General features: G+C 40.3%; 21 protein-coding genes. 11 read left to right on the top strand and 10 right to left on the bottom strand.

Translation table 11 applies throughout. From position 1 onward, the window contains the following. Positions 1-4: 4 nt before the first annotated feature. A complete protein-coding gene (locus tag JK629_RS04265) occupies positions 5-1,693 on the top strand; it encodes an ABC transporter ATP-binding protein (RefSeq protein WP_202337391.1) in 1,689 nt (562 codons plus the stop codon). Positions 1,694-2,074: 381 nt separating this feature from the next. Here the strand turns inward: JK629_RS04265 and JK629_RS04260 are convergent, their stop codons facing one another. The 7 genes from JK629_RS04260 to JK629_RS04230 all read right to left on the bottom strand — a co-directional run bounded on the left by JK629_RS04260 (position 2,075) and on the right by JK629_RS04230 (position 10,014). Beyond that, on the bottom strand, positions 2,075-2,731 hold the full coding sequence (locus JK629_RS04260) for a CoA transferase subunit B (RefSeq protein WP_202337390.1): 657 nt from the start codon (positions 2,729-2,731) through the stop codon (positions 2,075-2,077). Further along, positions 2,731-3,432, bottom strand: a complete 702-nt coding sequence (locus tag JK629_RS04255) for a CoA transferase subunit A (protein ID WP_202337389.1) — start codon at positions 3,430-3,432, stop codon at positions 2,731-2,733. Before JK629_RS04255 ends, JK629_RS04260 begins: the two co-directional genes overlap by 1 nt. 96 nt (positions 3,433-3,528) lie before the next feature. Beyond that, complete coding sequence (locus JK629_RS04250) at positions 3,529-5,841, bottom strand: penicillin-binding protein 1A (protein WP_202337388.1); 2,313 nt, start codon at positions 5,839-5,841, stop codon at positions 3,529-3,531. Positions 5,842-5,848: 7 nt separating this feature from the next. Next, positions 5,849-6,334: a gliding motility lipoprotein GldH gene (locus JK629_RS04245; protein WP_202337387.1), complete on the bottom strand. Its 486-nt coding sequence runs from the start codon at positions 6,332-6,334 to the stop codon at positions 5,849-5,851. Further along, complete coding sequence (locus JK629_RS04240) at positions 6,327-7,592, bottom strand: PSP1 domain-containing protein (RefSeq protein WP_202337386.1); 1,266 nt, start codon at positions 7,590-7,592, stop codon at positions 6,327-6,329. The genes JK629_RS04245 and JK629_RS04240 overlap by 8 nt, the downstream gene beginning before the upstream one ends. Before the next feature lie 198 nt (positions 7,593-7,790). Then, positions 7,791-8,822, bottom strand: coding sequence for an oxygen-dependent tRNA uridine(34) hydroxylase TrhO (gene trhO / locus JK629_RS04235; RefSeq protein WP_202337385.1), 1,032 nt, complete (start codon positions 8,820-8,822; stop codon positions 7,791-7,793). Positions 8,823-9,213: 391 nt separating this feature from the next. Further along, positions 9,214-10,014, bottom strand: coding sequence for a THC0290_0291 family protein (locus JK629_RS04230; protein ID WP_202337384.1), 801 nt, complete (start codon positions 10,012-10,014; stop codon positions 9,214-9,216). Positions 10,015-10,272: 258 nt separating this feature from the next. Between JK629_RS04230 and gdhA the strand changes: the two genes are divergently transcribed. From gdhA to recO, 3 genes are all read left to right on the top strand, one after another. After that, complete coding sequence (gene gdhA, locus JK629_RS04225) at positions 10,273-11,616, top strand: NADP-specific glutamate dehydrogenase (RefSeq protein ID WP_202337383.1); 1,344 nt, start codon at positions 10,273-10,275, stop codon at positions 11,614-11,616. A 134-nt stretch (positions 11,617-11,750) separates the two neighbouring features. Then, positions 11,751-14,042 carry a type IX secretion system anionic LPS delivery protein PorZ gene (porZ, locus tag JK629_RS04220; protein WP_202337382.1) on the top strand — a complete coding sequence of 764 codons (2,292 nt, stop codon included), beginning with the start codon at positions 11,751-11,753 and terminating at the stop codon, positions 14,040-14,042. After that, positions 14,042-14,761, top strand: a complete 720-nt coding sequence (gene recO, locus JK629_RS04215) for a DNA repair protein RecO (RefSeq protein ID WP_202337381.1) — start codon at positions 14,042-14,044, stop codon at positions 14,759-14,761. Before porZ ends, recO begins: the two co-directional genes overlap by 1 nt. Here the strand turns inward: recO and JK629_RS04210 are convergent. Then, positions 14,756-15,394, bottom strand: a complete 639-nt coding sequence (locus JK629_RS04210) for a GNAT family N-acetyltransferase (RefSeq protein WP_202337380.1) — start codon at positions 15,392-15,394, stop codon at positions 14,756-14,758. The two genes, recO and JK629_RS04210, sit on opposite strands and share 6 nt — an antisense overlap. 65 nt (positions 15,395-15,459) lie before the next feature. On the opposite strand from JK629_RS04210, the gene JK629_RS04205 reads away from it, so the two are divergent. From JK629_RS04205 to JK629_RS04195, 3 genes are all read left to right on the top strand, one after another. After that, positions 15,460-16,854 (top strand): NAD-dependent succinate-semialdehyde dehydrogenase, encoded by a 1,395-nt coding sequence (locus JK629_RS04205; protein WP_202337379.1) that lies wholly within the window; start codon positions 15,460-15,462, stop codon positions 16,852-16,854. A gap of 21 nt (positions 16,855-16,875) precedes the next feature. Then, positions 16,876-18,156, top strand: coding sequence for a PQQ-dependent sugar dehydrogenase (locus tag JK629_RS04200; RefSeq protein WP_202337378.1), 1,281 nt, complete (start codon positions 16,876-16,878; stop codon positions 18,154-18,156). A 95-nt stretch (positions 18,157-18,251) separates the two neighbouring features. Then, positions 18,252-18,752 carry a pyridoxamine 5'-phosphate oxidase family protein gene (locus JK629_RS04195; protein ID WP_202337377.1) on the top strand — a complete coding sequence of 167 codons (501 nt, stop codon included), beginning with the start codon at positions 18,252-18,254 and terminating at the stop codon, positions 18,750-18,752. Between the two features lie 60 nt (positions 18,753-18,812). On the opposite strand, the gene JK629_RS04190 is transcribed toward JK629_RS04195, so the two are convergent. Further along, positions 18,813-19,523 carry a TVP38/TMEM64 family protein gene (locus JK629_RS04190; protein ID WP_202337376.1) on the bottom strand — a complete coding sequence of 237 codons (711 nt, stop codon included), beginning with the start codon at positions 19,521-19,523 and terminating at the stop codon, positions 18,813-18,815. 22 nt (positions 19,524-19,545) lie between these two features. Beyond that, the gene (locus JK629_RS04185) at positions 19,546-19,905 is read right to left on the bottom strand and encodes a Na(+)-translocating NADH-quinone reductase subunit F (RefSeq protein WP_394369421.1); all 360 of its coding nucleotides are present in this window, start codon (positions 19,903-19,905) and stop codon (positions 19,546-19,548) included. Between the two features lie 378 nt (positions 19,906-20,283). Between JK629_RS04185 and JK629_RS04180 the strand changes: the two genes are divergently transcribed. The 4 genes from JK629_RS04180 to JK629_RS04165 all read left to right on the top strand — a co-directional run bounded on the left by JK629_RS04180 (position 20,284) and on the right by JK629_RS04165 (position 23,263). After that, positions 20,284-20,811 (top strand): hypothetical protein, encoded by a 528-nt coding sequence (locus tag JK629_RS04180; protein ID WP_202337374.1) that lies wholly within the window; start codon positions 20,284-20,286, stop codon positions 20,809-20,811. A gap of 328 nt (positions 20,812-21,139) precedes the next feature. Beyond that, a complete protein-coding gene (locus JK629_RS04175; RefSeq protein ID WP_202337373.1) occupies positions 21,140-21,490 on the top strand; it encodes a hypothetical protein in 351 nt (116 codons plus the stop codon). Positions 21,491-21,584: 94 nt separating this feature from the next. Further along, positions 21,585-22,025 (top strand): hypothetical protein, encoded by a 441-nt coding sequence (locus JK629_RS04170; protein ID WP_202337372.1) that lies wholly within the window; start codon positions 21,585-21,587, stop codon positions 22,023-22,025. 149 nt (positions 22,026-22,174) lie between these two features. Next, positions 22,175-23,263 (top strand): dsDNA nuclease domain-containing protein, encoded by a 1,089-nt coding sequence (locus JK629_RS04165; protein ID WP_202337371.1) that lies wholly within the window; start codon positions 22,175-22,177, stop codon positions 23,261-23,263. Positions 23,264-23,273 lie beyond the last annotated feature (10 nt).

Here is a 23,273-nt window from a genome sequence, read left to right as displayed (position 1 = left end):
AATTATGAATGACAAACCCTTGTTATCGGTTAAAGAACTTACAGTTTCCTTTGGAAATAAGAGACAGCTTGTTAAAGTTTTGCGCCAAATTTCTTTTGATGTTTTCAAAAATGAAATAGTGGGAATCGTGGGCGAATCTGGTTCAGGTAAATCGGTCACATCACTTTCGATCATGGGATTATTGCCAAAAAAGCAAGCAAATCTTTCTGGAAATATCCTTTTTGAAGAAAAAGAATTACTAAAAATTACCGAAAAAGAGTTTAGAAGTATAAGAGGAAAGGAAATAGCAATGATTTTTCAAGAACCTATGAGTGCTTTAAATCCTTCCCTAAAGTGTGGTTTTCAGGTTGCGGAAATTCTTCAGCTTCATTTAAAGATGAATGCTTCAAACGCAAAAAAGGAAACTATTTCTTTGTTCGAAAAAGTGAAATTGCCACGCCCGGCAGAAATTTACAATAGTTATCCGCACCAGATAAGCGGTGGACAGATGCAGCGGGTTATGATAGCAATGGCCATTGCCTGCAAGCCCAAGCTACTTATTGCCGACGAGCCCACGACGGCCCTAGACGTAACCGTACAAAAGGAAATCCTTTCGCTTTTAAAATCCATTCAGCAGGAAACAAAAATGGCGATGGTTTTTATCTCCCACGATTTAAGTTTAGTGTCTGAAATTGCCGATAAAGTCGTAGTAATGTATAAGGGAGATATAGTTGAAAACGCAACAACTGAAGAAATTTTCAAACATCCGAAGTCAGAATATACTAAAGCACTGCTGGCATCGCGACCATCGCTAAATATTCGGTTGGCAAAATTGCCCACCATTGCTTCCATTGCAGATAAAAGTTTTGAGGCGAGAGAAATAAAGCCTGTAGAGCGCGCAAAAAAACACAAGCAGATTTATACAAAAAAACCAATACTGGAAATTGTCAATTTGGAAAAATACTATTTCATCAATGTGGGAATATTTACAAAAGCAGAAGTTGTAAAAGCTGTGGATAATATCAGTTTTTCCGTTTTTGAAGGTGAAACCTTAGGTCTAGTGGGAGAATCTGGTTGTGGAAAATCTACATTGGGAAAAACAATTCTTCAGCTTGAAAAAGCAACTAACGGAAGTATAAAATATAGGGGAAAGGAACTCCTCAGACTTTCAAAGAGTGAAATAAGAAGCCTTCGTAAAGAAATACAGATTATATTTCAAGATCCTTATTCATCGCTCAATCCACGTTTGATGATAGGTCAGGCACTGATGGAGCCCATGGTGGTGCACGGCTTGTGTAAATCAGCGAAAGAAAGAAAAGAAAGAGTATTGTCGTTACTTGAAAGAGTGGGGCTTGATGAAAGCTATTTTTATCGTTATCCACACGAACTTTCGGGCGGGCAACGCCAGCGGGTGGGCATTGCACGCACAATAGTTGTAGAGCCTAAACTGGTTATTTGTGACGAATCTGTTTCGGCTCTTGATATTTCGGTGCAGGCACAAGTTTTGAACTTGCTCAACGAGTTGAAAAATGATTTTGGTTTCACCTATATATTTATTTCGCACGATCTGGCCGTGGTAAAATATATGTCGGACCAACTTTTGGTGATGAACAAGGGAAAAATTGAGGAACTTGGCGATGCCGATGAAATTTATGAAAACCCCCAAACAACTTATACAAAAAAGCTTATTGAGGCAATTCCAAAGGGAATTTAGAATTTATAAAAGAAATAAAAAACCCGTTCTAACCTCACGAAGAACGGGTTTAATAATTTATCTGTGTTAATGACAGATTTGGGGCGTAAAACAACCATAAAAAAAGTTTAGACCAATAAAAACACTTTCTTAAAAATGAAAAGCACATTTAGTACCAATTCTTTTGTGCTTTTAAATGATCTAATTACTTTTTCCATATGAGGTTAAGTTGGTAAGATTTGGGTCTGCTAAGATGAAAACAATTTTCAAATAAAGCGATAAAAAGCATATAAATTCGATGAAATGCACTAAAATTTAACATTTACCCTCTTTTATTCCCTTTTTTAACATAAAAAAACCATGTCAGCGCATGGTTTTTGAATTATAAAAGTTGAGCAAATATTAAAATTTCATCTCTTTAATTTCTCCATTCACTATCAAATTACCTTCTGTAGCTTTTTGAATTTCTTCAACTGAAACCCCTGGAGCGCGCTCAAGTAAATGAAATTTTCCATCCTTAATTTCCAATACAGCAAGATTTGTCACTATCTTTTTTACACAATTTACACCCGTAAGTGGCAAAGTGCACTCTTTTAAAAGTTTTGATTCGCCTTCGCGGTTGGTGTGCATCATTGCAACGATAATATTTTCTGCAGATGCTACGAGATCCATGGCTCCGCCCATTCCTTTAACCATCTTCCCTGGTATTTTCCAATTCGCAATGTCGCCATTTTGTGAAACCTCCATCGCTCCCAATATCGTTAAATCTACATGTTGTCCGCGAATCATCCCAAAACTCATTGCCGAATCAAAAAAAGAAGCGCCGGGCAAGGCCGTAATGGTTTGCTTTCCCGCATTTATTAAATCTGGATCTTCTTCCCCCTCAAAAGGAAAAGGACCCATCCCGAGGACTCCGTTCTCACTTTGGAATTCCACACTTATATCGTCGCGAACAAAGTTTGCAACTAATGTTGGGATACCAATTCCTAAATTTACGTAGTAACCATCCTTTACTTCTTTTGCAATGCGTTGTGCTATTTGTTCTTTTGAAAGTGCCATTAGTTTCTTTTTCTTACCGTTAGTTGCTCAATTCTTTTTTCATACTTCTCTCCTTGAAATATCCGCTGGATAAAGATTCCTGGGATATGGATTTGATTTGGATCTAATTCCCCAGCGGGAACTAATTCTTCCACTTCTGCAACAGTAATTTTTCCGGCACCGCACATAGCTGGGTTGAAGTTTCTCGCGGTTCCTTTAAAGATAAGGTTTCCTGCTTCATCACCTTTCCAAGCTTTTACAAACGAGAAATCTGCCTCAAAGGCTTTTTCCATAACGTGCATTTTTCCGTGGAATTCCCGGGTTTCCTTTCCTTCGGCCACTTCGGTTCCATAGCCAGCAGGGGTATAAAAGGCAGGAATGCCACTTCGGGCGGCTTCGCAGCGTTGTGCCAAGGTGCCTTGGGGAATGAGTTCTACCTCCATTTCACCACTTAGCATTTGGCGTTCAAACTCTGCATTTTCTCCTACATAAGAAGAAATCATTTTTTTTATTTGATGTTTTTTCAGAAGAAGGCCTAGCCCAAAATCATCTACCCCTGCGTTGTTTGAAATACAGGTTACGTTCTGAACATTTCGTCTTACCAATTCTGAAATAATATTTTCTGGGATGCCGCAGAGGCCAAAGCCGCCGAGCATAAAAGTCATTCCGTCTCCAATGCCTTCGCAAGCTTCGCGGACGTTTGCAACTGTCTTTTTTATCATTTTTTAAATTTTCTGAAAATTACAAAATTTCAACCTATAAAAAAACCTCACAGGTTTTGAAAACTTGTGAGGTTTGCTTTTGATTAAAGAAGATTTTTAAAAATCAAATTCATCCGGAATTTCCTCTACATCAGGATTTCCTTCACGCCATTTGGAACAATCGGTTTCAATGGAAAGATTTGCCGGGCGTTTAAAGTTTCCGGTGGAAACGTCAAGATCTTCATCGGCATAACAACTCTTCATGTACATAGCCCAAATGGGCAACGCCATTGTAGCACCCTGTCCGTAGGCAGTTGACCCAAAGTGGGTTGCGCGGTCATCGCCGCCAACCCAAACGCCAGTAACCAAGTTCGGAACCATGCCCATAAACCAACCATCACTGTTGTTCTGGGTTGTTCCAGTTTTACCGGCAATTGGGTTTTTGAAATCGTATGGGTAGCCTGTAACCGCTTTTTTATAAATTGGAGAGCCAGTGGCCCAGGTACCTCTTAACCTAGCTCCCGAACCCGATTGTGTTACCCCTTCCATCAAACTTACGGTTACGTAAGCAGTTTCATTGCTGATAACGTCTTTGGTTTTTGGAACATTTTGATAAAGAACGGTGCCATTTTTATCTTCTATACGCTGAATTAAAATAGGTTCAACATACACCCCTTCATTTGCGAAAGTGCTATAAGCACCAACCATTTCATAAACAGATACATCAGGTGTTCCTAGCGCTATGGAAGGCACGGCAGGCATATTTTCAGTATCTACGCCCATCTTAGCAACTAAGTCTATAACAGGTTCTGGCCCCACACGATCTATTAATCGTGCTGTAATAGTATTTATGGAATTTGCCAATGCATACTTTAAAGTTACCATGCCGCCATAACCGCCTCCAGCATTTTTAGGGGCCCAAGGTTTTAACAAATTGTGTTTCCCCGCAGGAATGGTGTACATAGTATTGGGCAAGGTATCACAAGGCGACATATGCATTTGGTCTATTGCGGTGGCATATACAAAAGGTTTAAAAGTGGAGCCTATTTGACGCCTTCCTTTTTTTACCATATCATATTTAAAGCGCTTGTAGTCAATACCGCCTACCCAAGCTTTTACTTCTCCTGTTTGGGGGGTCATGGACATCATTGCGGCCTGTAAAAAAGATTTGTGATAACGAATGGAGTCCATAGGGGTCATTACCGTATCAATCTCGCCTTTCCAAGAAAAAACACGCATAGGTATTTTCTTTTTAAAGCTTTTAATAATTTCTTCTTCGCTTTTTCCCTGTTTTGTCATTTCGCGCCAACGGTCACTTTTGCGCATGGCTGAGTTTAATATTCCTTCCGTCTCTTTTTCAGTGATATCACGAAATGGTGCTGTTTTATTGTTTTTGTTCTGTTCGTCAAATGCTTCCTGTAAATGCGCAATATGTTTTTTTACTGCTTCTTCGGCATATTCCTGCATTTTACTATCTATGGTTACATATACCTTTAAACCATCTTGATAAATATTGTATTTGCTCCCGTCTGGTTTAGGATGTTCCTTAATCCAATCTTCCATAAAATGGCGCGCATATTCACGGAAATAAGTGGCGCTCCCTTCATCATGACCTTGTGGGGTGAATTTTAAATTCAACGGTAAGGCTTGAAGCGAATCCATTACTTTTTCTGAAATGAAATCATACTTTTCCATTTGGGCCAAGACCACATTTCTCCTTTCCAAAACCAATTCCGGTCTTCGGTTGGGATTAAAGAGGGAAGAATTTTTGAACATACCCACAAGCATGGCGGCTTCAGCAGTTGTCAATTGCGAAGGTGATTTGTCAAAATATATGTTTGCGGCACTCTCAATCCCTACGGCCTGATTTAGAAAGTCGTACTCGTTAAAGTACATCGTGATTATCTCCTCTTTGGTGTAACGACGTTCCAAACGGGTGGCAATGATCCACTCTTTTACTTTTTGAATAACTCGCTCTAATTTGTTGGACGCCCTCTGGTCTGTAAAGAATAATTTTGCCAACTGTTGGGTTATGGTACTGGCGCCTCCACGGCTGCCCAAAAATGCGACAGCGCGGATGGTTCCTCTTCCATCAATACCCGAGTGGTCATAAAAGCGCACATCTTCTGTTGCTATCAAAGCATTCACTAAATGGTCGGGTAGGCTGTCAAAGGGAACGGGTGTTCTGTTTTCTTTATAAAACTTCCCAATGGTTTTTCCATCGGAAGAAATAATCTCCGTTGCAAGATTTTTTTCAGGGTTCTCAAGGCTGGTTTCATCGGGAAGGCTCCCAAATACGCCCCACGAAGCTGAAAGAAAGAATAATATAATTAATAAAATGAAGCCAGCAAATAGCTTCCAAAATGTTCTGATGTGATGGCTCACGTCAGCTTGTTTTTTCTTTTTCGGGGATGCTTTTTTTGTTGCCATATTTATTTTACTGTTTGGAGGCTTCTTCAATACTGAAACCAACATCTGTAATGCCTTCGAGTTTTGTAACGCCTTCCACATCGCCATTATTGCGCATTGCTTGGGCTATCTCTACGGTATAAATGCCTTCTTCAAAAAACTGTACGTTCTCTTTATACCACAATTTGTTTTCCTTTACAGCTCCAATGCCTTGGCCCATCCAGGAGCCATCGGGATTGGCCATTCGGTATTCCAGTGTATCGGCAACGGTTTTGCCGTTTGGAAAATTCATATTTACTATCAAAAATAAATTGTTGTATTTATAATCGTTTGTATTTCTAATATTTAAAAAGAGGTTATACTTTTTAAGTGAATCCAGTTGCGGAATTTTAAATTCAACGACTTCTTCTGCGCCCCACTGCCCGTCCATGGCTTTTATTTCACTATAAACAGTTTCCGACTCACATGAAATGAGGAAAACAGCCGTCAATAAAAGTGCCAATAGCTTATTCATTTTTAGAAGGCTTTCTGTTTCTGTTTTGGTTTCCTGATTTATTTCTGGGCTTCCCGCCAGATTTTTTGCGTTGGCCGTCTTTCGGCGTATTTCCTGTTACCGCTGCTTCTGCTTTACCACGTTTTTTGTTTCTATTTTTATTTCTACGCTTTTTGTTTTTTTGCTTCGGTTGGTCAAAACGCGTTAAACTATCTTGGCCCACAACATTGCTAAACGGTTCTTTTTCGGCTTTTGGCGCTTCCATTATAAATTCCTCCAGCGCCATTGGTTTTTTGCCTTTTTTGTTCAGCTCTATTATTTCATTGGCTTTTTCTACGGTAAGCTCGTGCCAATTTGCAAATTCCTTTTCGTAAGCGTACCACAGCAAACCTTTAAAAATATCTATCTTTTGGCAGGTTGCTGTGCCCTTTTCGGTCTGTAGTTTGGTTTCTGTGTTGGGAAAGGACTCCAATGCTTCCAGATAAGTATCCAGTTCATAATTTAAACAGCACTTCAGCTTGCCACATTGCCCAGCAAGTTTTTGCGGGTTTAGCGAAAGTTGCTGATAGCGCGCTGCAGAAGTATTCACAGAACGGAAATCAGTCAACCAAGTAGAGCAACAAAGCTCGCGCCCACAGCTACCAATACCGCCCAAACGTGCGGCTTCTTGGCGGAAACCAACTTGTTTCATTTCAATTCGGGTGTTGAAAGTACGTGCAAATTCCTTAATCAATTCGCGGAAATCTACCCTTTCTTCAGCTGTGTAATAAAAAATAACTTTTGATGCATCTCCCTGAAATTCAACGTCGCTAATCTTCATTTGCAGCCCATGACGGATTGCAATTTCACGTGATCGCTTTTGAACATCTGCTTCTTTGTCGCGAACTCCTTGCCAAATGTCTATATCTTTTTGTGAAGCTTTTCGGTAAATTTTTGGCAGGGCCTCAATTTTTAATGGAATTTTTTTCTTCTTCATTTGTACCCTAACCAGCTCCCCGGTTAAGGTAACCATCCCAATATCGTGGCCTGGCGAAGCTTCGGTAGCAACCGTATCGCCAATGCTTAAAGTAAGATTTTCTGGGTTTTGGAAAAATTCCTTTCTTCCGTTTTTAAAACGTACTTCCACCGCATTGAAGGGTTCCATCTTGGCAGGAAGTTGCATATTTGAAAGCCAGTCAAACACCGTCAGTTTATTACAGCCATCGGTTCCGCAAGTACTATTGTTCTTGCATCCCTTTGGCTGTCCGTTGGCGCCCGTGGCACAGCTGGTACAGCCCATATTTTTTATATATAAAGCCCTTTTCCAATTGAAGAGGGACGAAAATTAAACAAATAATTTAATCAGTAAAGATACCAATAAAATTGACGATTGATGATTTACGATTTCAGATTTTTGAAGTCCCCTCCTTAAACGCTCCCCAAAGGGGTGGAAACGATATGGTTATCGCTCCCCTCCTTTCGAGGGGTTGGGGGAGGCCTATTTTTTAAACTTAAGCTTCTCCGAACGTCCTTTCTTAAAAATTTTATTACTGTTCGGAATGCCTTGGCGCAGGCGCTTCTGCTCTTCGTATGGCAAGTGGATTATTTCAATACACTCCTCGCTACAACAGTTTTCCATGGCCACGGCACATTTCTCACATTGAATAAACAGCAAATGGCAAGCTTCGTTTGCACAGTTTGTGTGTGTATCGCAAGGTTCGCCGCATTGATGGCAGTGGCTTATAACCACGTCGGTAATTCGTTCGCCACGGCGATGGTCAAAAACAAAATTCTTCCCCAAAAATTTGTTTTCCAACCCTAAATTCTCAACCTGTCTGGCATATTCAATAATGCCACCCTCAAGCTGAAACACATTTTTAAAACCTTTATGTTTGTAATAAGCGCTGGCCTTTTCACAGCGTATGCCGCCGGTGCAGTACATAACCAGCTTCTTGTCTTCTTTATGGTCTTTTAAATCTGCTTCTATAATATCCAGTGAATCACGAAACGTGTCCACATCGGGAGTTACAGCATTTTTAAAATGGCCTATTTCACTTTCGTAATGGTTGCGCATATCTACTAAAACCACATCTGGATCATCAATCAGCTCGTTAAAGGTTTTGGCATCTACATGTACGCCCTTATTGGTTACATCAAACGTTTCATCGTTTAGGCCATCCGCCACAATCTTGTCGCGTACTTTTACTTTTAGTTTTAGGAACGATTTCAAGTCCTGTTCAATGGCAATATTCAAACGTACATCTTTCAGAAAATAAATTCCATCCAGAAATTCCTTAAATTCCTTAAAACGTTTTGCCGGTACCGAGAGCTGCGCATTGATGCCTTCATGGGCAACGTAAATACGGCCCAAAACGTCCTGCTCGTGCCAGGTTACAAAGAGATGGTTACGGAAAAGATGCGGATTGCCAATCTTGGCATATTGATAAAAAGAAAGGGTAAGCCGTTCCTCACCGGCCTGTTCCAAAAGTGTTTCCCTCTCTTTTGCACTTAATTTGTTGTACAGTTGCATGCTATACTTTTTTTAGGTGAAAAGAATTGATTTTATTTAGATGCAAAAGTACAGGTTTTAATGAAATAGGAAAGGGCTATTTGTTTTGCGAAATGTTTTTTTAAACAGTAAAAAAATTTTTAGGAAATATATTTCAATAAAAAGGAGGGACCCCTCCCTATAAAAAACAGTGAATATCCTGTTTTTTATTTCAAACTATTAGGTTTGAAACATATTTTTTTTTGATTGAATGGCGACAAAGCCATTTATGGAACCCAACCTATATTATCTATTGCGGGTTTTGATAAATGTTTTATTGGTGTCTATCCCAACCCCGCAAAAACGCAAGCGGAATACACACAAAAAAAGAGACTTTAAATTATTCAGTCTCTTTTTATAATATCAATTTATCTTAATTTATATAGTAAATATACCCAACGTTTAACCAATAAATCCATTCATTGGCCTTGTTTTCGGGTACTGGAGTTGTGCCGTTATTTTCAAAACTTGGATTTAGACCATCTACCCAATCAGAGAAGTAATAATGCCAACGACTGTCAAGCATCAAGTCGCTCAATGGCGATAGTTTATAACGAATGCCCACGCTTCCCACTACAGCCCACGTAGAGGCTGGATCCTGCTGAAAGGCATTAAAATATTTATCTGGTGTGGAGATAGGGCTGTTCAGTGGGCCCAAAGATGATGAAACTTCAGTGTCATATGTAACCCAATGTACACCGAAACTAACGAAGGGTGCAATTTTATAAGCCCCGGCCGCAAAGTCACGGATGCTAAGCGGAAAGTATTCCAATTGGGAACCTACTTCAATAACAGTGGATGAACCGCTCATGGCACGTAGCTGATCGGCAAATAAAGAAGTCTGATCGGGCTCAACCCAGCGCCCAAAGTGTTCCAGATTTGTTTTGTGGTAATCAATCTCTGTGCGTATCTTAAAGTGGTCGTTAAAATACCTGTCGCGGGTATAACAATTACAATCTGCGCGATACGAAAAATTAATATAGTGTATCAAACCCACACCATAACCAACGTTTCCAGCATTTGTTTCAAAATCGTTTCGCTGTCCAAAATCTGAATAGAAAACAACAGGCCCTGTAATTAAACCCACTTCGTGAGAAAAGCCAAACTGGCTGTAAGCTTCTTGTCTGGAGAAAACCAACAAGAAAAATACCAATAGCAAAAATCTGGTATTCATTATAAAAATGGGTTTAGATTGAGACACAACAAATATATAAAAACATATTTAACAGTAAAATTTAATAAAGCTATTTAGCTAATTTGTAAAAAATTGGCGCACAGTTTTTATCATAACGCTTATATTTGTGCCTTCCTTATGTAAATGGTTATTTAAATGTATCTTTTTTTCAAAATCTTAATCGGGTTGTGGGTTAAAATACATTGTAACTAACAGATATCAACGGAGTTCGCTAAAAGTAAAATAAAATTTTAAACAATGAAGCAAAGTGTAAAAGATTTCATTTCTGAAGTTGAAAAACTAAATCCCAATGAACCTGAATTTCTACAGGCGGTAACCGAGGTTGCTGAAACCGTCATCCCTTTTATTGAAGAAAACGAAAGATATGCCAACAAGAAATTGCTGGAGCGAATGGTAGAGCCAGAGCGCACCATACTTTTCCGAGTGCCGTGGACAGATGATAAAGGTGAAATACAGGTGAATAAAGGTTATAGAATCGAGTTCAATTCGGCCATTGGCCCATACAAAGGGGGATTACGTTTCCACCCTTCCGTAAATCTAAGCATTCTTAAGTTTTTAGGTTTTGAGCAAACCTTTAAAAATAGCTTGACCACTTTGCCCATGGGCGGTGGTAAAGGAGGCTCTAACTTTGACCCAAAAGGGAAGAGCGACAATGAAATCATGCGTTTCTGTCAAAGCTTTATGACAGAGCTTTTCCGTCATATTGGCCCAGATACTGATGTTCCCGCAGGAGATATAGGCGTTGGAGGTCGTGAAATAGGCTATATGTTTGGCCAGTACAAGCGTATCCGTAACGAGTTTACCGGCGTTCTTACAGGAAAAGGCCGTTCATACGGAGGATCACTAATTCGTCCAGAGGCTACAGGTTATGGAAACGTATATTTCGCAAAAAACATGCTCGAAACCAGAGGAGAGAGCTTTAAAGGAAAAACCGTTGTTATTTCCGGTTCCGGGAACGTAGCACAATACGCAGCCGAAAAAGCAATCCAGTTTGGTGGAAAAGTTGTTACTTTTTCAGATTCTGCTGGATATATTTATGATTCAGAAGGCATAGATGAGGAAAAGCTTGCTTTCGTAATGGATCTGAAAAATGAAAAACGTGGACGTATTTCAGAATACACAAAAAAATACACAGGCGCAAAATACGTTGAAGGAAAGCGCCCTTGGGAAGTAAAGTGTGATATCGCCCTACCTTGCGCAACCCAAAATGAGTTAAATGGCGAAGAAGCCAAAATGCTTTTGGACAATGGCTGTATATGCGTGGGCGAAGGAGCCAATATGCCCTGTACGCCCGGTGCGATTGAAGCATTCCAAAAAGCGAAGATTTTATTCTCACCTGGAAAAGCATCAAATGCAGGCGGTGTTGCAACATCTGGCTTGGAAATGTCACAGAACTCATTGCGTTTAAGCTGGACAGCAGCTGAGGTTGATGAAAAACTTCACGGAATTATGAACGATATTCACGCCGCTTGTGTCCAGTTTGGAAAAGATGACGATGGATATGTAGATTATGTGAAGGGAGCAAACATTGCAGGTTTTGTAAAAGTGGCCGATGCAATGCTGGCCCAAGGAGTAGTATAACACTTCAAAAATTATAATTAGGAAATAGCCTTTCCGACTGTCTTTTTCAAAATAAAAGATATGGAAAGGCTTTTTCAATCATATACCGCAATAAATAGTATTTTAGCGTGTTAATATTCAAAACCATATTTTCTATGAAGCGATGGGCCATTGCTTTTCTTATAATCCTTCCCTTGCTGGCTGCTGCCCAGAATTTTGAGGACCGGTGGACGGGACACTTTTCCTATGCTTCCGTAAAGGATATTTCCCAGGGCGATAACAAGATTTATGTAGGTGCTGAAAATGCCGTTTTCACATATGATCTTTCCACACAACAAATACAAACCCTCTCAACAGTAAATGGTCTTTCAGGAAACGCGATAACCACCCTCCACTATAGTGAGTCATATGATTTACTAATCATTGGGTATGAAAGCGGCTTAATAGAAATAGTGAAAGAAGGTGAGGAAAATGTATTGAAAGTAGTTGATATTTTAGAGAAACAGACCATTCCACCAGATAGAAAGCGCATAAACAATTTTACTGAATTTAATGAAAACCTCTATATCGCAACCCAATATGGAATATCTGTGTATGATTTGTCCAGACTTGAATTTGGGGACACCTATTTCATTGGCGATGGGGGCGCGCAGATAAATATTGTACAGACAATTGTACAGGAGCCTTATATCTTTGCCGCGAGTTCAACCAGTGGAATGCGCAGAGCCTTTGTGGCAGATGATAATTTAATTGATTATCAAAACTGGACCACCATAATGGGTGGTGGATTTAGAGCTGCAGAAAAATTAGGCAATGAGCTCTATGCTTCAAACCGGTCGAATACTATTTTACGTTTCACTCCCAACGGTGTAACAACAGCTGTCCAAAATTTTAATACTGAAGTATTAAACTTCCGCATGGCCGATGATTTACTTACCATTACCACAAAAAATTCCGTACAGGCATTCTCTGAAGGGTATGTTCAGGAAGCTATAGTAGATAACATACTCGATTTCGAGCTCGATCTCCTTTCCGGGTATGCTTTTAATAATAATTTTTATGTAGGGACAAATGAAGATGGACTTTTGGTCGTTCCTTTTGGGAGTATGCAAGCTACACAAGTGCTTCCCAATGGGCCAATTAGAAACAGTCCATTTGCTATTGATGCTTCCCCGGGGCAGCTATGGGTTGCTTTTGGAGAGGTGGATGTTGATTACAATCCTTTTCCCATTTCCAAATATGGAATTAGCCACCTGAAAGATACTCTCTGGAATAATATTGATTATGAAGATTTAAGAACTTCTCTAAATGCTGAACCTACCGATTTGGTAAAAGTTACTATCAATCCAGAAAATCAGGACGAAGTATTTATGAGCTCTTTTGAAAAAGGGCTCTTAAAGATTGTTGATGAAACTCCCACCATACTTTACGACCAAACCAACAGCCCCTTAGACCGAATAATTATTAATGGCGCCGATGCAGGCATACGTATTCTTGGTTCTCAATTTGACTCCCAAGGCAACCTTTGGTTTGTTCAAAGTAAAGAAAAAGAGGGACTGATAAAACTTACGCCCGGTGGCCAATTCCAAAAAACGGATATTTCTAGCATCATTACAAATGAATCTGAAATTGCGCTTACAGAGCTGGCAATAAGTAGAGAAGGCTATGTTTTTTTTGGTTCTTATGGGAATGGGGTAATAGGCTATAACCCAACGGCCAATAAGTTTAATATAATTACCGAAAATGCAGGCAATCTGCCTACCAACAATATACGTGCGCTAACTTTTGACAAACAAAACAGATTATGGATAGGAACGCTGAAAGGTGTAAGAGTGCTCTTTAGTCCCGGAAGCTTTTTTGAAGAGGGTGCCACCCCTACAGCCCAAGCTATAATTATTCTAGAAGACGGTGTGGGGCAAGAGCTTCTTTTTCAACAATCTATAACTGATATTGAAGTTGATGGTTCAAACAATAAATGGATTTCCACTGCCACTTCAGGTGTATTTTACTTGTCCCCCAATGGGCAGGAAACCTTGCTCCGTTTCACAAAAGATAATTCTCCGTTACCTTCTAATAATGTCCAAGATATTTCAATAGACCCGTTTACGGGCGTAGTCTATTTTGCGACCACCCAAGGCATCGTAGCCTATAGGGGATCGGCCACCGCGCCAAGTGACAACCTTGAAAACGTACGGGCCTATCCCAATCCCGTGCGGCCAGGTTTTAATGGTAACGTTACTATTGATGGACTCACGGCCCAAGCCAATGTGAAAATAACCGATATAACAGGAAGCCTGGTTTTTGAGGAAACTTCAGAAGGAGGAAGTGTACTTTGGGATACAACTGCTTTCGGAAAGTACAAAGTACGTTCGGGTGTATATTTGGTTCTCGTTACCACAGAAGACAATCTTGAAACCAAGGTTGCAAAAATTATGATCATCCGCTAATGGTTGTTGCCACCAAAGCCATTGTCTTTTCTGCTATAAAATATTCAGAAGCTGACCTAATTGTAAGTAGTTTCACCGAGGCTTCGGGAATTAAAAGCTACTTACTTCGCAATATTTTAAAAACGAAGAAAGGGAAGCTAAAGGCTTCTTTTTTTCAGCCCCTCACGCAACTTGAAATTATAGCAGACCACAAGAACAAAGGGACGCTGGAATATATAAAGGAAGCCAAAGTTTACTATCCTTACAAAACCCTTCATACCGATATTGTAAAAACAGGCTTGGTCATGTTTTTAGCCGAAATGCTCAAAAACTGCATTCGCGAGGAAGAAGCTAATGAACTCCTTTTTGCGTTTTTGGAACAATCCCTTCAATGGCTTGATAGTAATGAGGAAGTTGCCAATTTCCATATTTTCTTTTTGCTGCAACTGAGCATGTATCTAGGTTTTTTTCCCGATGCTACAGCTATTAATAATAGCTATTTCAATATAGTTGAAGGGAGCTTTCAGGCTACAAATACTTCAAATTACTGTATTGAAGGTGAAGCGATAGAAAACTTCAAGCAATTTTTTGGAACAAACCTAGAAACATTTCAGAAAATAAAACTTACCAAAACACAGCGCAAAAAATTGCTGCAATTAATGCTTTCCTATTACAGCTTTCACGTGCAAGGCTACCAAAAACCAAAATCACTCGCTGTGCTTAACCAGTTGTTTTTATAAAGATAAATTACAATTCCGCTGGAGGTGTTCGTAAACACTACTGCCCAATGTTTTTTTACCGACACTCTCAAAACCCAAACTCACATATAGTTTTTTTGCATTTGGGTTTTTAAAGTCCACCAAAAGACCAATCTTTTCATGGCCTTCTGTCTTTGCTTGTTGTATGGCAGCAGCCAGTAATTTTTTACCTACCCCTTTTCCTTGGTGTTGTGGGGCTACACTTAGCGTATCTATATAAACTTCTCCAGGATTGGTTTCATCATCAATCAGTATATCGGTAACCTTATAAAATTCTGCAATATACTGAAGGAAAGGTGCGCGGTAGTGTGGCAATAACTTTCCGTCATAAAAAGTGATGGAACCCACGATTTCGCCATCTTCCACATACACTAGGGTGTGTTCAAAACTGTACTGATTGGCTTTTTTCTGAAAGAAATGTTCAAACAATGGATACGCTTTTTCAGGGGTGTCTGTATTTGCAAATGTGCACGCCAAATCTTCCATCGCCTGCACTATCAATGGAGCAACCTTTTTAAAATCCTCAGGTAGTGCAGGGCGTATGTTTTGTTTTTGAGAAGTTTTCATCATCATTATCTCTTGGAAGGTTTTGCCGGTTTTTCTGTTGTCTTCCAAAAGTATAACAGTTTCTTAAGACACACTTCCTCTTCAAAATAATATATTCAACAAAAAGAAAAATTATGAGCAAGGAAGAACAAAAGGAATTGGTAACCATCAATCCCACCACAGGAAAAGTAATCAAGAAGTATGCACTTATGACCGACAAGCAAGCTGACGAGGCCGTTGAAAAATGCCACAAAGCTTTTTTGGACTGGCGTATGCTCTCGCATAAGGAAAGAGGAAAAATTATAAAGGCAATCGGCAAGGAGCTAAAAGAAAATGCAGAAGAACTTTCCAAGTTAATGACCAACGAAATGGGCAAACTGTTAAAACAGAGCAAACAAGAAATAGAGCTCTGTGCAGGAATTTGTGACTGGACCGCTGCCCATGGTCGCGAAGCATTAAAAGACGAAGAGCGTGAGCTTCCCGATGGCGGCAAAGGTATTATTACTAACGCACCTATTGGGGTTATTTATGGTATTCAGCCATGGAATTTCCCCGTGTATCAGGTAATCCGTTATTCCATTGCAAACCTAATGGCAGGTAACGGTATCCTTTTAAAACATGCTGAAAACGTAACAGGAACGGGCTTGATGTTGCAGAAAATCTATGAAAAAGCAGGACTGCCCAAAAATCTTTTTACCGTTTTAAAAATAACGCACGATCAAAGCGATAAAATTATAAAACACAAACTTGTAAGAGGTGTAACCCTTACAGGAAGCCCGGATGCGGGACGCGCCATCGCCAAAAAAGCAGGCGCTGCCCTAAAGAAAACAGTGATGGAGCTGGGTAGTAACGACGCCTATATTGTGCTGGAAGATGCAGATTTAAATCTTGCGGTAAAAATGTGCGTGCAAGGAAGAATTTACAACAACGGCGAAACCTGCGTGGCTGCTAAACGCTTTGTAGTGGTAGATAAGATTTATGATGAATTCCGCGATGCGTATGTAGAACAGATGAAGAAAATAAAACATGGCGACCCTACGGACAAGGATTCCAAAATTGGCCCGATGGCACGAGAGGACCTTCGTGAAACCCTTCACGAGCAAGTAGAAAAGAGCGTGAAGAAGGGTGCCAAAATACTATGCGGTGGCGAAATGCCAAAAGGCAAAGGGTTTTTCTATCCCGCTACTGTACTCGATAATGTAAAACCAGGACAACCCGCTTACGACGATGAGCTTTTTGGCCCCGTAGCCTCACTTATTCGTGCCAAGGATGAAGATGATGCCATGCGCATTGCCAACGACAGTAAGTATGGTCTTGGAGGTGGCATATTTTCCAAAGATGAAAAGAAGGCCATGGAACTAGCCAGCAAGCATTTTGATACGGGTATGGTGTTTATCAATGGTTTTGGACTTGCGCAGCCCAATATGCCCTTTGGCGGTGTAAAAGATTCTGGATATGGTCGTGAGCACGGCGGTTTTGGAATGAAAGAGTTTGTGAATGAAAAAGCCATCATGCGCCTTAAAAATTAATAAATTATAAATATTTCAATCATGAAAAGGTATCTTCTCTTATTGTTCTTTTTTCCACTTTCACTTTTTTCACAAGATGAAAAAGAAAAACAATTGCCCGCGCCTTATGCCACAAAACCAGTTTCAAATTACTCCAATGTAGTAGGCTGGGAAGAAGGCGAAACGCCCAAAGCGCCCAATGGCTTCACCGTTCACAAATATGCAGATGGGTTTCAAAACCCCCGATGGATGTACGTAACTCCCAATGGCGATGTTTTGGTAGCAGAAAGTAACAGTAACTACAGTATCCTCAAACAAATTGGCGCCACCCTTATAGGTGCCGGTGGGTCCAACAATCTCGCCAATAGTGCCGATGTTATTACCCTGCTGCGCGATACAGATAACAACGGATATCCCGATGTGCGGGAAACCCTGCTTACCAAAAAGGAAGGCCTTAACCAGCCCTTTGGTATGCTCGTAATCGGCGATTGGCTATACGTAGCAAATACCGATGCGGTACTGCGCTACCCCTATAAAGCGGGACAAACCAAAATTACTGTCAAGGGTGAGAAAATTGCCGATTTGCCCGCAGGAAAATTCAACCGGCATTGGACCCGGAATATCATTGCCAATGCCGATAATTCCAAGATATACATTAGCGTGGGTAGTGGCGATAACATAGGCGAAAAAGGCATGGAGCACGAAATAATGAAAGCAAACATACTCGTTATGAACCCAGACGGTAGCGAGCTGCAAGTGTATGCTTCGGGCCTTCGAAACCCTGTGGGGATGGATTGGGAGCCTATTACCCAAACGCTGTGGACTGCCGTAAATGAGCGGGACGGTCTGGGCGATAATCTGGTGCCTGATTATTTAACGTCGGTGAAGGAAGGTGGTTTTTATGGCTGGCCCTATACATATTGGGGCAGTTATTATGATCCACGTGTGCCCATTCCGCCCAATGTGAAGCTAAAAGAGTCCATTGTGCCCGATGTAGATTTGGGTCCGCACACGGCATCATTGGGCTTGGTTTTTTATACGGCTGATGCATTTCCGGAGAAATATAGAAACGGGGCCTTTATAGCACAGCATGGTTCGTGGAACCGTGATATATTATCGGGCTATAAGGTGGTGTATGTTCCTTTTAAAAATGGAAACCCCACCGGAAAGCCGGAAGATTTTCTTACGGGTTTTATAGTAGACCCCAATAAAGATGAGGTTCGTGGAAGACCCGTAGGCCTTACCCTTTTGCCCGATGGGTCTATGCTGCTTACCGATGATACTACCAACCATATTTGGAGGATTGCCTATACGGATGAGTAGGCATTTTGTTCAATGTTTTCTGAAATACACTAAACTTTATGATTTCCTTAAAAGGTAGTCGCGAGATTGTTTAGTATCTTCAAAATAAAAAAACTATGAGCACAAAAAACCTTTACAGTACGGAAGCAAAAGAGAAAATTAAAAAAATGGCAGAGTCTATTGACTTTACCATGATGGCAACCGATTTAAATAGCCAGCCTTTCCACGTGGTGCCCATGAGCACTAAGGAAGTGGATGACCAGGGCAACATTTGGTTCCTAAGCAATAGAAACAGCGAACATAACCAGCACATTGAAAAAGAAAACAAGACCCAACTTATTTACGCCGACAAAGGTAACTTTGAGTTTTTGAGCATTTATGGCCGTGCCCATATAAGTACAGACCGAAACCGAATTAAGGAGCTTTACGGCAGTGGCGACGACGCTTGGTTTGATGGTGAAGACGACCCCAACATAACCGCCATTAAAGTGGTACCGGAAGATGCCCATTACTGGGACACCAAAAACGGCAAGGTACTTTCGCTTTTAAAAATGGCACAAGGCGCCATTACGGGCAACGAACCCGACCTGGGCGTACAGGGCGATTTAAAGGTATAATTTACTCACCTTCCTAATGACATCCCTCCAGAGGCAACTTTTGCCATTGGAGGGATTTTTTTAGTTTTTATGATTTCGTCTTTTGTCCCACCATATATAGAGGCCAAATAGCGCCAAGCTCACCAGCGAGCCCCAGAGCAAGCTCGTTTTAAGCGAGTCTATATCGCGCCCCGTCCAGGCTATCAGTAATATTAGGGGGGTTATGCCTATGAGGGTAGCGGTAATAAACTTGAAGTAATTCATTCGTAGCAATCCTGCCACAAAGCTAATGGCATCGTTGGAGAGAAAGGGGTTTATTCGCGTAATCATCACCGCCCAAAACCCATAGTCATCTAGAAAATCGGTCATCTTTTGGGTGGTTTTTTTGCCCAGCAAGCGGGCCGTAACCTCTATACTCAAATACTTTCCTATAAAATACCCAATGGAGGAGGCACAAAATATGGCAATCAAAATAATCACGCTTCCCCAAATAGGGCCATAAGCCAGTATTGCCACAATCATTAATAGTACAGAGGGAATAACTAAGAGGAACATCTGCACGACCATAGCCAGAATGATCACCACGGGGCCCATCCACCCAAAATCGCTTACCCAGTTCTTGATGCGTGCCTCATCATTACTGGTGAGCACATCCCAAGCTTGGTTTAAAAATTGGTTGACCTGCGGAATGGCAAAGTAGCAGATAACCAATACTATTATTAGGGTGATAGAACTATAAAGGGGTGCTTTACTTTTTCTAACGGAAACTTCGGAAATATCCTTTTGCGCCATAAAGCGGTTTTTATATATATACCTAGCCTAACGTTTCCGCCACTGGGGTTGGTTCTTCCGTATAAGCAAGTAGTTGCTGCATATCCATTACATTGGCAATACCATCCAGCGCACAGAGGTAGGCAATGGCGGCACTTAGCCCCTTAAAGAGGGTAGCCTTGGCGGTGGGGTTTTTCGGTCTTGCGTTTTTATGGTGCAGGGGCAGGGTGTAGCCGCAGCCCTTTAAAAATTCGGCCTCTATCTGTAAAAGTTCCAGTGGGGTGTAGCCGTTAAACCGCCGGCCCAAGGTTTCGTGCACGCGGCCCACGTAGTTCAATTGCAACGAGCCGTGGCCATCGCTCAGGTGCTTCCAGCTATCGGTATTATCACATATATTGCCCACGGCGCATTGCTTGCAGCACTCGGGGTTTAGGGTGTTGTTGTGAAAGGCGGTATAGAGTTTTTGCAGGGCCTGGTCCAGTCTTTTTGAAGTTTGCATAACAGCTATTTTTTTTAACCTTTTATGAAAATACTAAAACCTAGAAAGAAAGCCCCCGATTTTTTGAATTTTTTAGTAAAATGGAAGAATATGGTGCTGCGTATTCATTTTTTCACCCCCAATACCCTTTTCCAGCAACTTTTTTTCGGGCTATTTTTTTGCCAAAATTTCGTCTTGGATAAAAGTATTGAAAATCAATTAGTTGAGTTTTTCAAACAGGAAAAACCCTGTAAAAAAAAGGGGGATTTCCCCCGTTGACTGGTTTTTGTTTTTTTCCGAAAATTGGAATTATTAATCATTAAAAACCATTTAGCTATGGCAAATTTATCAGAAAACAGACTAAACGTAGTCTTAGACCCCGCAGTGCTAACCACTGCCCTCACAGCCCTTAACGATTTTATGGCAGCCCTACCAGAGGGCGCCCTAAACGACGACCAACGCCGTCGTTATACCGGGATGGACGTGGACAACCGCGTGTTTGTAGAAATCGTGCTTAACGTACTGCGCGGCAGCGGCGCCAGTGTGCTGCCCGCAACCTTTCAGCTTAACACCCTGCAGAACGACTACGACCTGTTTGAGCAGATACAGACGGTAAGCGAACGTACCAAGGCCCTACAGCGCAAGCTTGATGATCTGGCCCGTATTGCGGCGCACGAGGCATACACCTATGCCCTTGCCATCTATACTATCTATGAAGCAATGAGCAAGGCAGGTAGCGAAGATGCACGTGCGGGTTACGAACTGATGCGCGAGCGTTTTACGGGGCAGGGCGGCAGCAGGCAGCCCGATCCAAGCGAGGAGGGGATGTAAAAAAATCCCACTTTGCAAAAAGGACGGTCTTTTAGGACCGTTTTTTTGGACGCAAAGCCAACCTCGTTTATAACCCTTTTGGGTTATAAATAGCACCAAAAAGGAGTATAAAATAATACGAATGGCTTATATAGCTAACCCATTTAGATTATAAATAACAACATTAAGTTTATAAGGATAGCTTTTTTGGATATATAAATAATCCATTTGATTTATAAAATAATCCAAAGCGGTTATATAAATAACCATTTTGGAGATATAAATAAACCATTTAGGGTATAAAGTAATCCAAATGGGTTATAAAAAAAACAAACATTACAGAATACCTATGAAAACACCAGAAACCACAGCGTGTCCAGATATAGGGCAAATGCTAAAGAACAGAATAAAAAGGCGCCGGATTTCTAAGGCTGCCCTTTCCAGAAACGCGAACCGCAAACCACAGAATCTCCAAAAGATTTTGGGCAAACCCAGCATTCAAATACGGATACTTTGGGAACTTTGTGTGGCGATGCGGCACAACTTTTTTATGGACCTCGCCGCCCAGCTCCCGGCACACTTTACCACCAACGCCCCAGACCCCACGCTGCCCCTACAGGAGCGCATTGCCGCGCTGGAGGAGGAAAACAAATTATTGAAAACGAAGGTGGAAACCTTGATGCAGGTGATTGGGAAATAAACTTTATATTTGGGGGGCATGCTGTGGCGCACATGTGCGGGATAGCAGCAATAAGATTTTAAAAACATGCGTATATAAACATGTTGTAGCACATATGAAAAAACTCATATTCTCGATAATAACAGCACTCGGATTTATTACGGATGAATATCTGACTTTTGAATATGTTTGTGATTATCCCGAACGTGGACCAAAATTTTACGGATTTCCATTCGTTCAAGAAACTGACACAACTTGGGTTAATTCAATGTCCGGAGATATTTATCTATTCGGCTTTTTAGGAAATTTAATATTTTGGACAATAATAATTGGCGGAATTGTTTTACTCGTGGATAAGATTAAAGGAAAACTGCCAAAAAAGCTAATTGTTGTTTTTGGCTGGTTGATTTTTGCTTGGTCATTATTTATTTCGTTCGTGAATTTTGGAGCAGTTGATTGGAGATTGGAATTTACTCACGACAATTTCAAAATGAATTACTATCAATCTACCATAGATTGCGAACGGAACTTTTTACTCATTAAAAAATATAAATAAATACGTGCTACAACAGTGTGTATAATTAATTGCTTTAGCAAGTGTTTATCTGGAAAATTCCTTCGGAATTTCCTCTGGCAAGTATTTGTTTACTAAATTAGTTGCGAACCACGCAACTAACCATACACCAAACGTTGGGCACAATATAAATGAACTTAGAACAAGAAATAATAAATCTAAAACCAAGAGAGGAATCAGGTAGCAAAACTGCCCGAAAATATACCTTTCAAAAAGACCTATCTCTTTATTTATTATTGACAGTTCACGAGAAAAGTGATGATTATGTTTTTCTATTTGATTTTCACGATGATTTAGTTGTTTTGGATTCGGAAACCAATCCAAATAAAATCGATTTCTATCAAATTAAATCAAAGGATTCCGGAAATTGGACTGTCAAAGCCTTAACCAAAAAAGAAAAAGATAAACTATCAATAACAGGAAAACTATATTTAAACAAAATAAACTTTACTAAAAATACAAATTCTTTAAATTTTATTTCAAATGCCAGCTTCAGTTTTAAACAGTTGACAAATGGAGAAGAATCCTTAAAAAGGTCTAAAATAAAAGCAAAAGAACTAGAAAAATCAATTTTCAAAGAATTTGAGGACTCGATAAAAAGCGAACATAAGATAACTGCCAATACTCTGTTTGGAGAATTAACAAGTTTTCACGTAACTAAGCTAAGCAACAAAGATAGCTCAACACATTGTCTGGGAGAATTAAGTAAATTGATTAACAGAATTAATCCAGAGAATAGTATTAATCCCGAATTAGCTTACAAACAAGTATTCAACGAAGTTTCTCGTCAAACAGAAAATACCTTCGGAGATAAAAGTATTTCCAATCTGGATGAACTAATAGATATAAAAGGAATATCAAAACGTCAATTTGTTGAGTTTCTCGAGAAAGCTGGACTTTACAAAAGTGTAGAACAAGAATGGGATGAAATTAAGGCTTCTTTGGAATCTTGTGGCATTGGACATATTGAGTTAATAAAATATAAAAAATATTGGAGAGATATAACCGCAACATTAATAAAGGACACGAATAAAATTCCTCTAGAAAAATTAATAAAAGACATTGAATCAGTTTACGACAATGAATTATCAATTGGTGCAATAGATGATTCAAGTAACCTTTTAAAAATAATAAACCATTGCTTTTCAAAGGTGTCATCAGATATATACGATGATTACTTTATAAAATGTCTCGTAATTAAAGTTATCAATGAAAAATAAAGGTAATTTA

The organism is Aequorivita iocasae (assembly GCF_016757735.1).
Taxonomy (GTDB): domain Bacteria; phylum Bacteroidota; class Bacteroidia; order Flavobacteriales; family Flavobacteriaceae; genus Aequorivita; species Aequorivita iocasae.
Note: the sequence above shows the minus strand (reverse complement) of the source record. Positions and strands in the feature narration are given on the sequence as shown.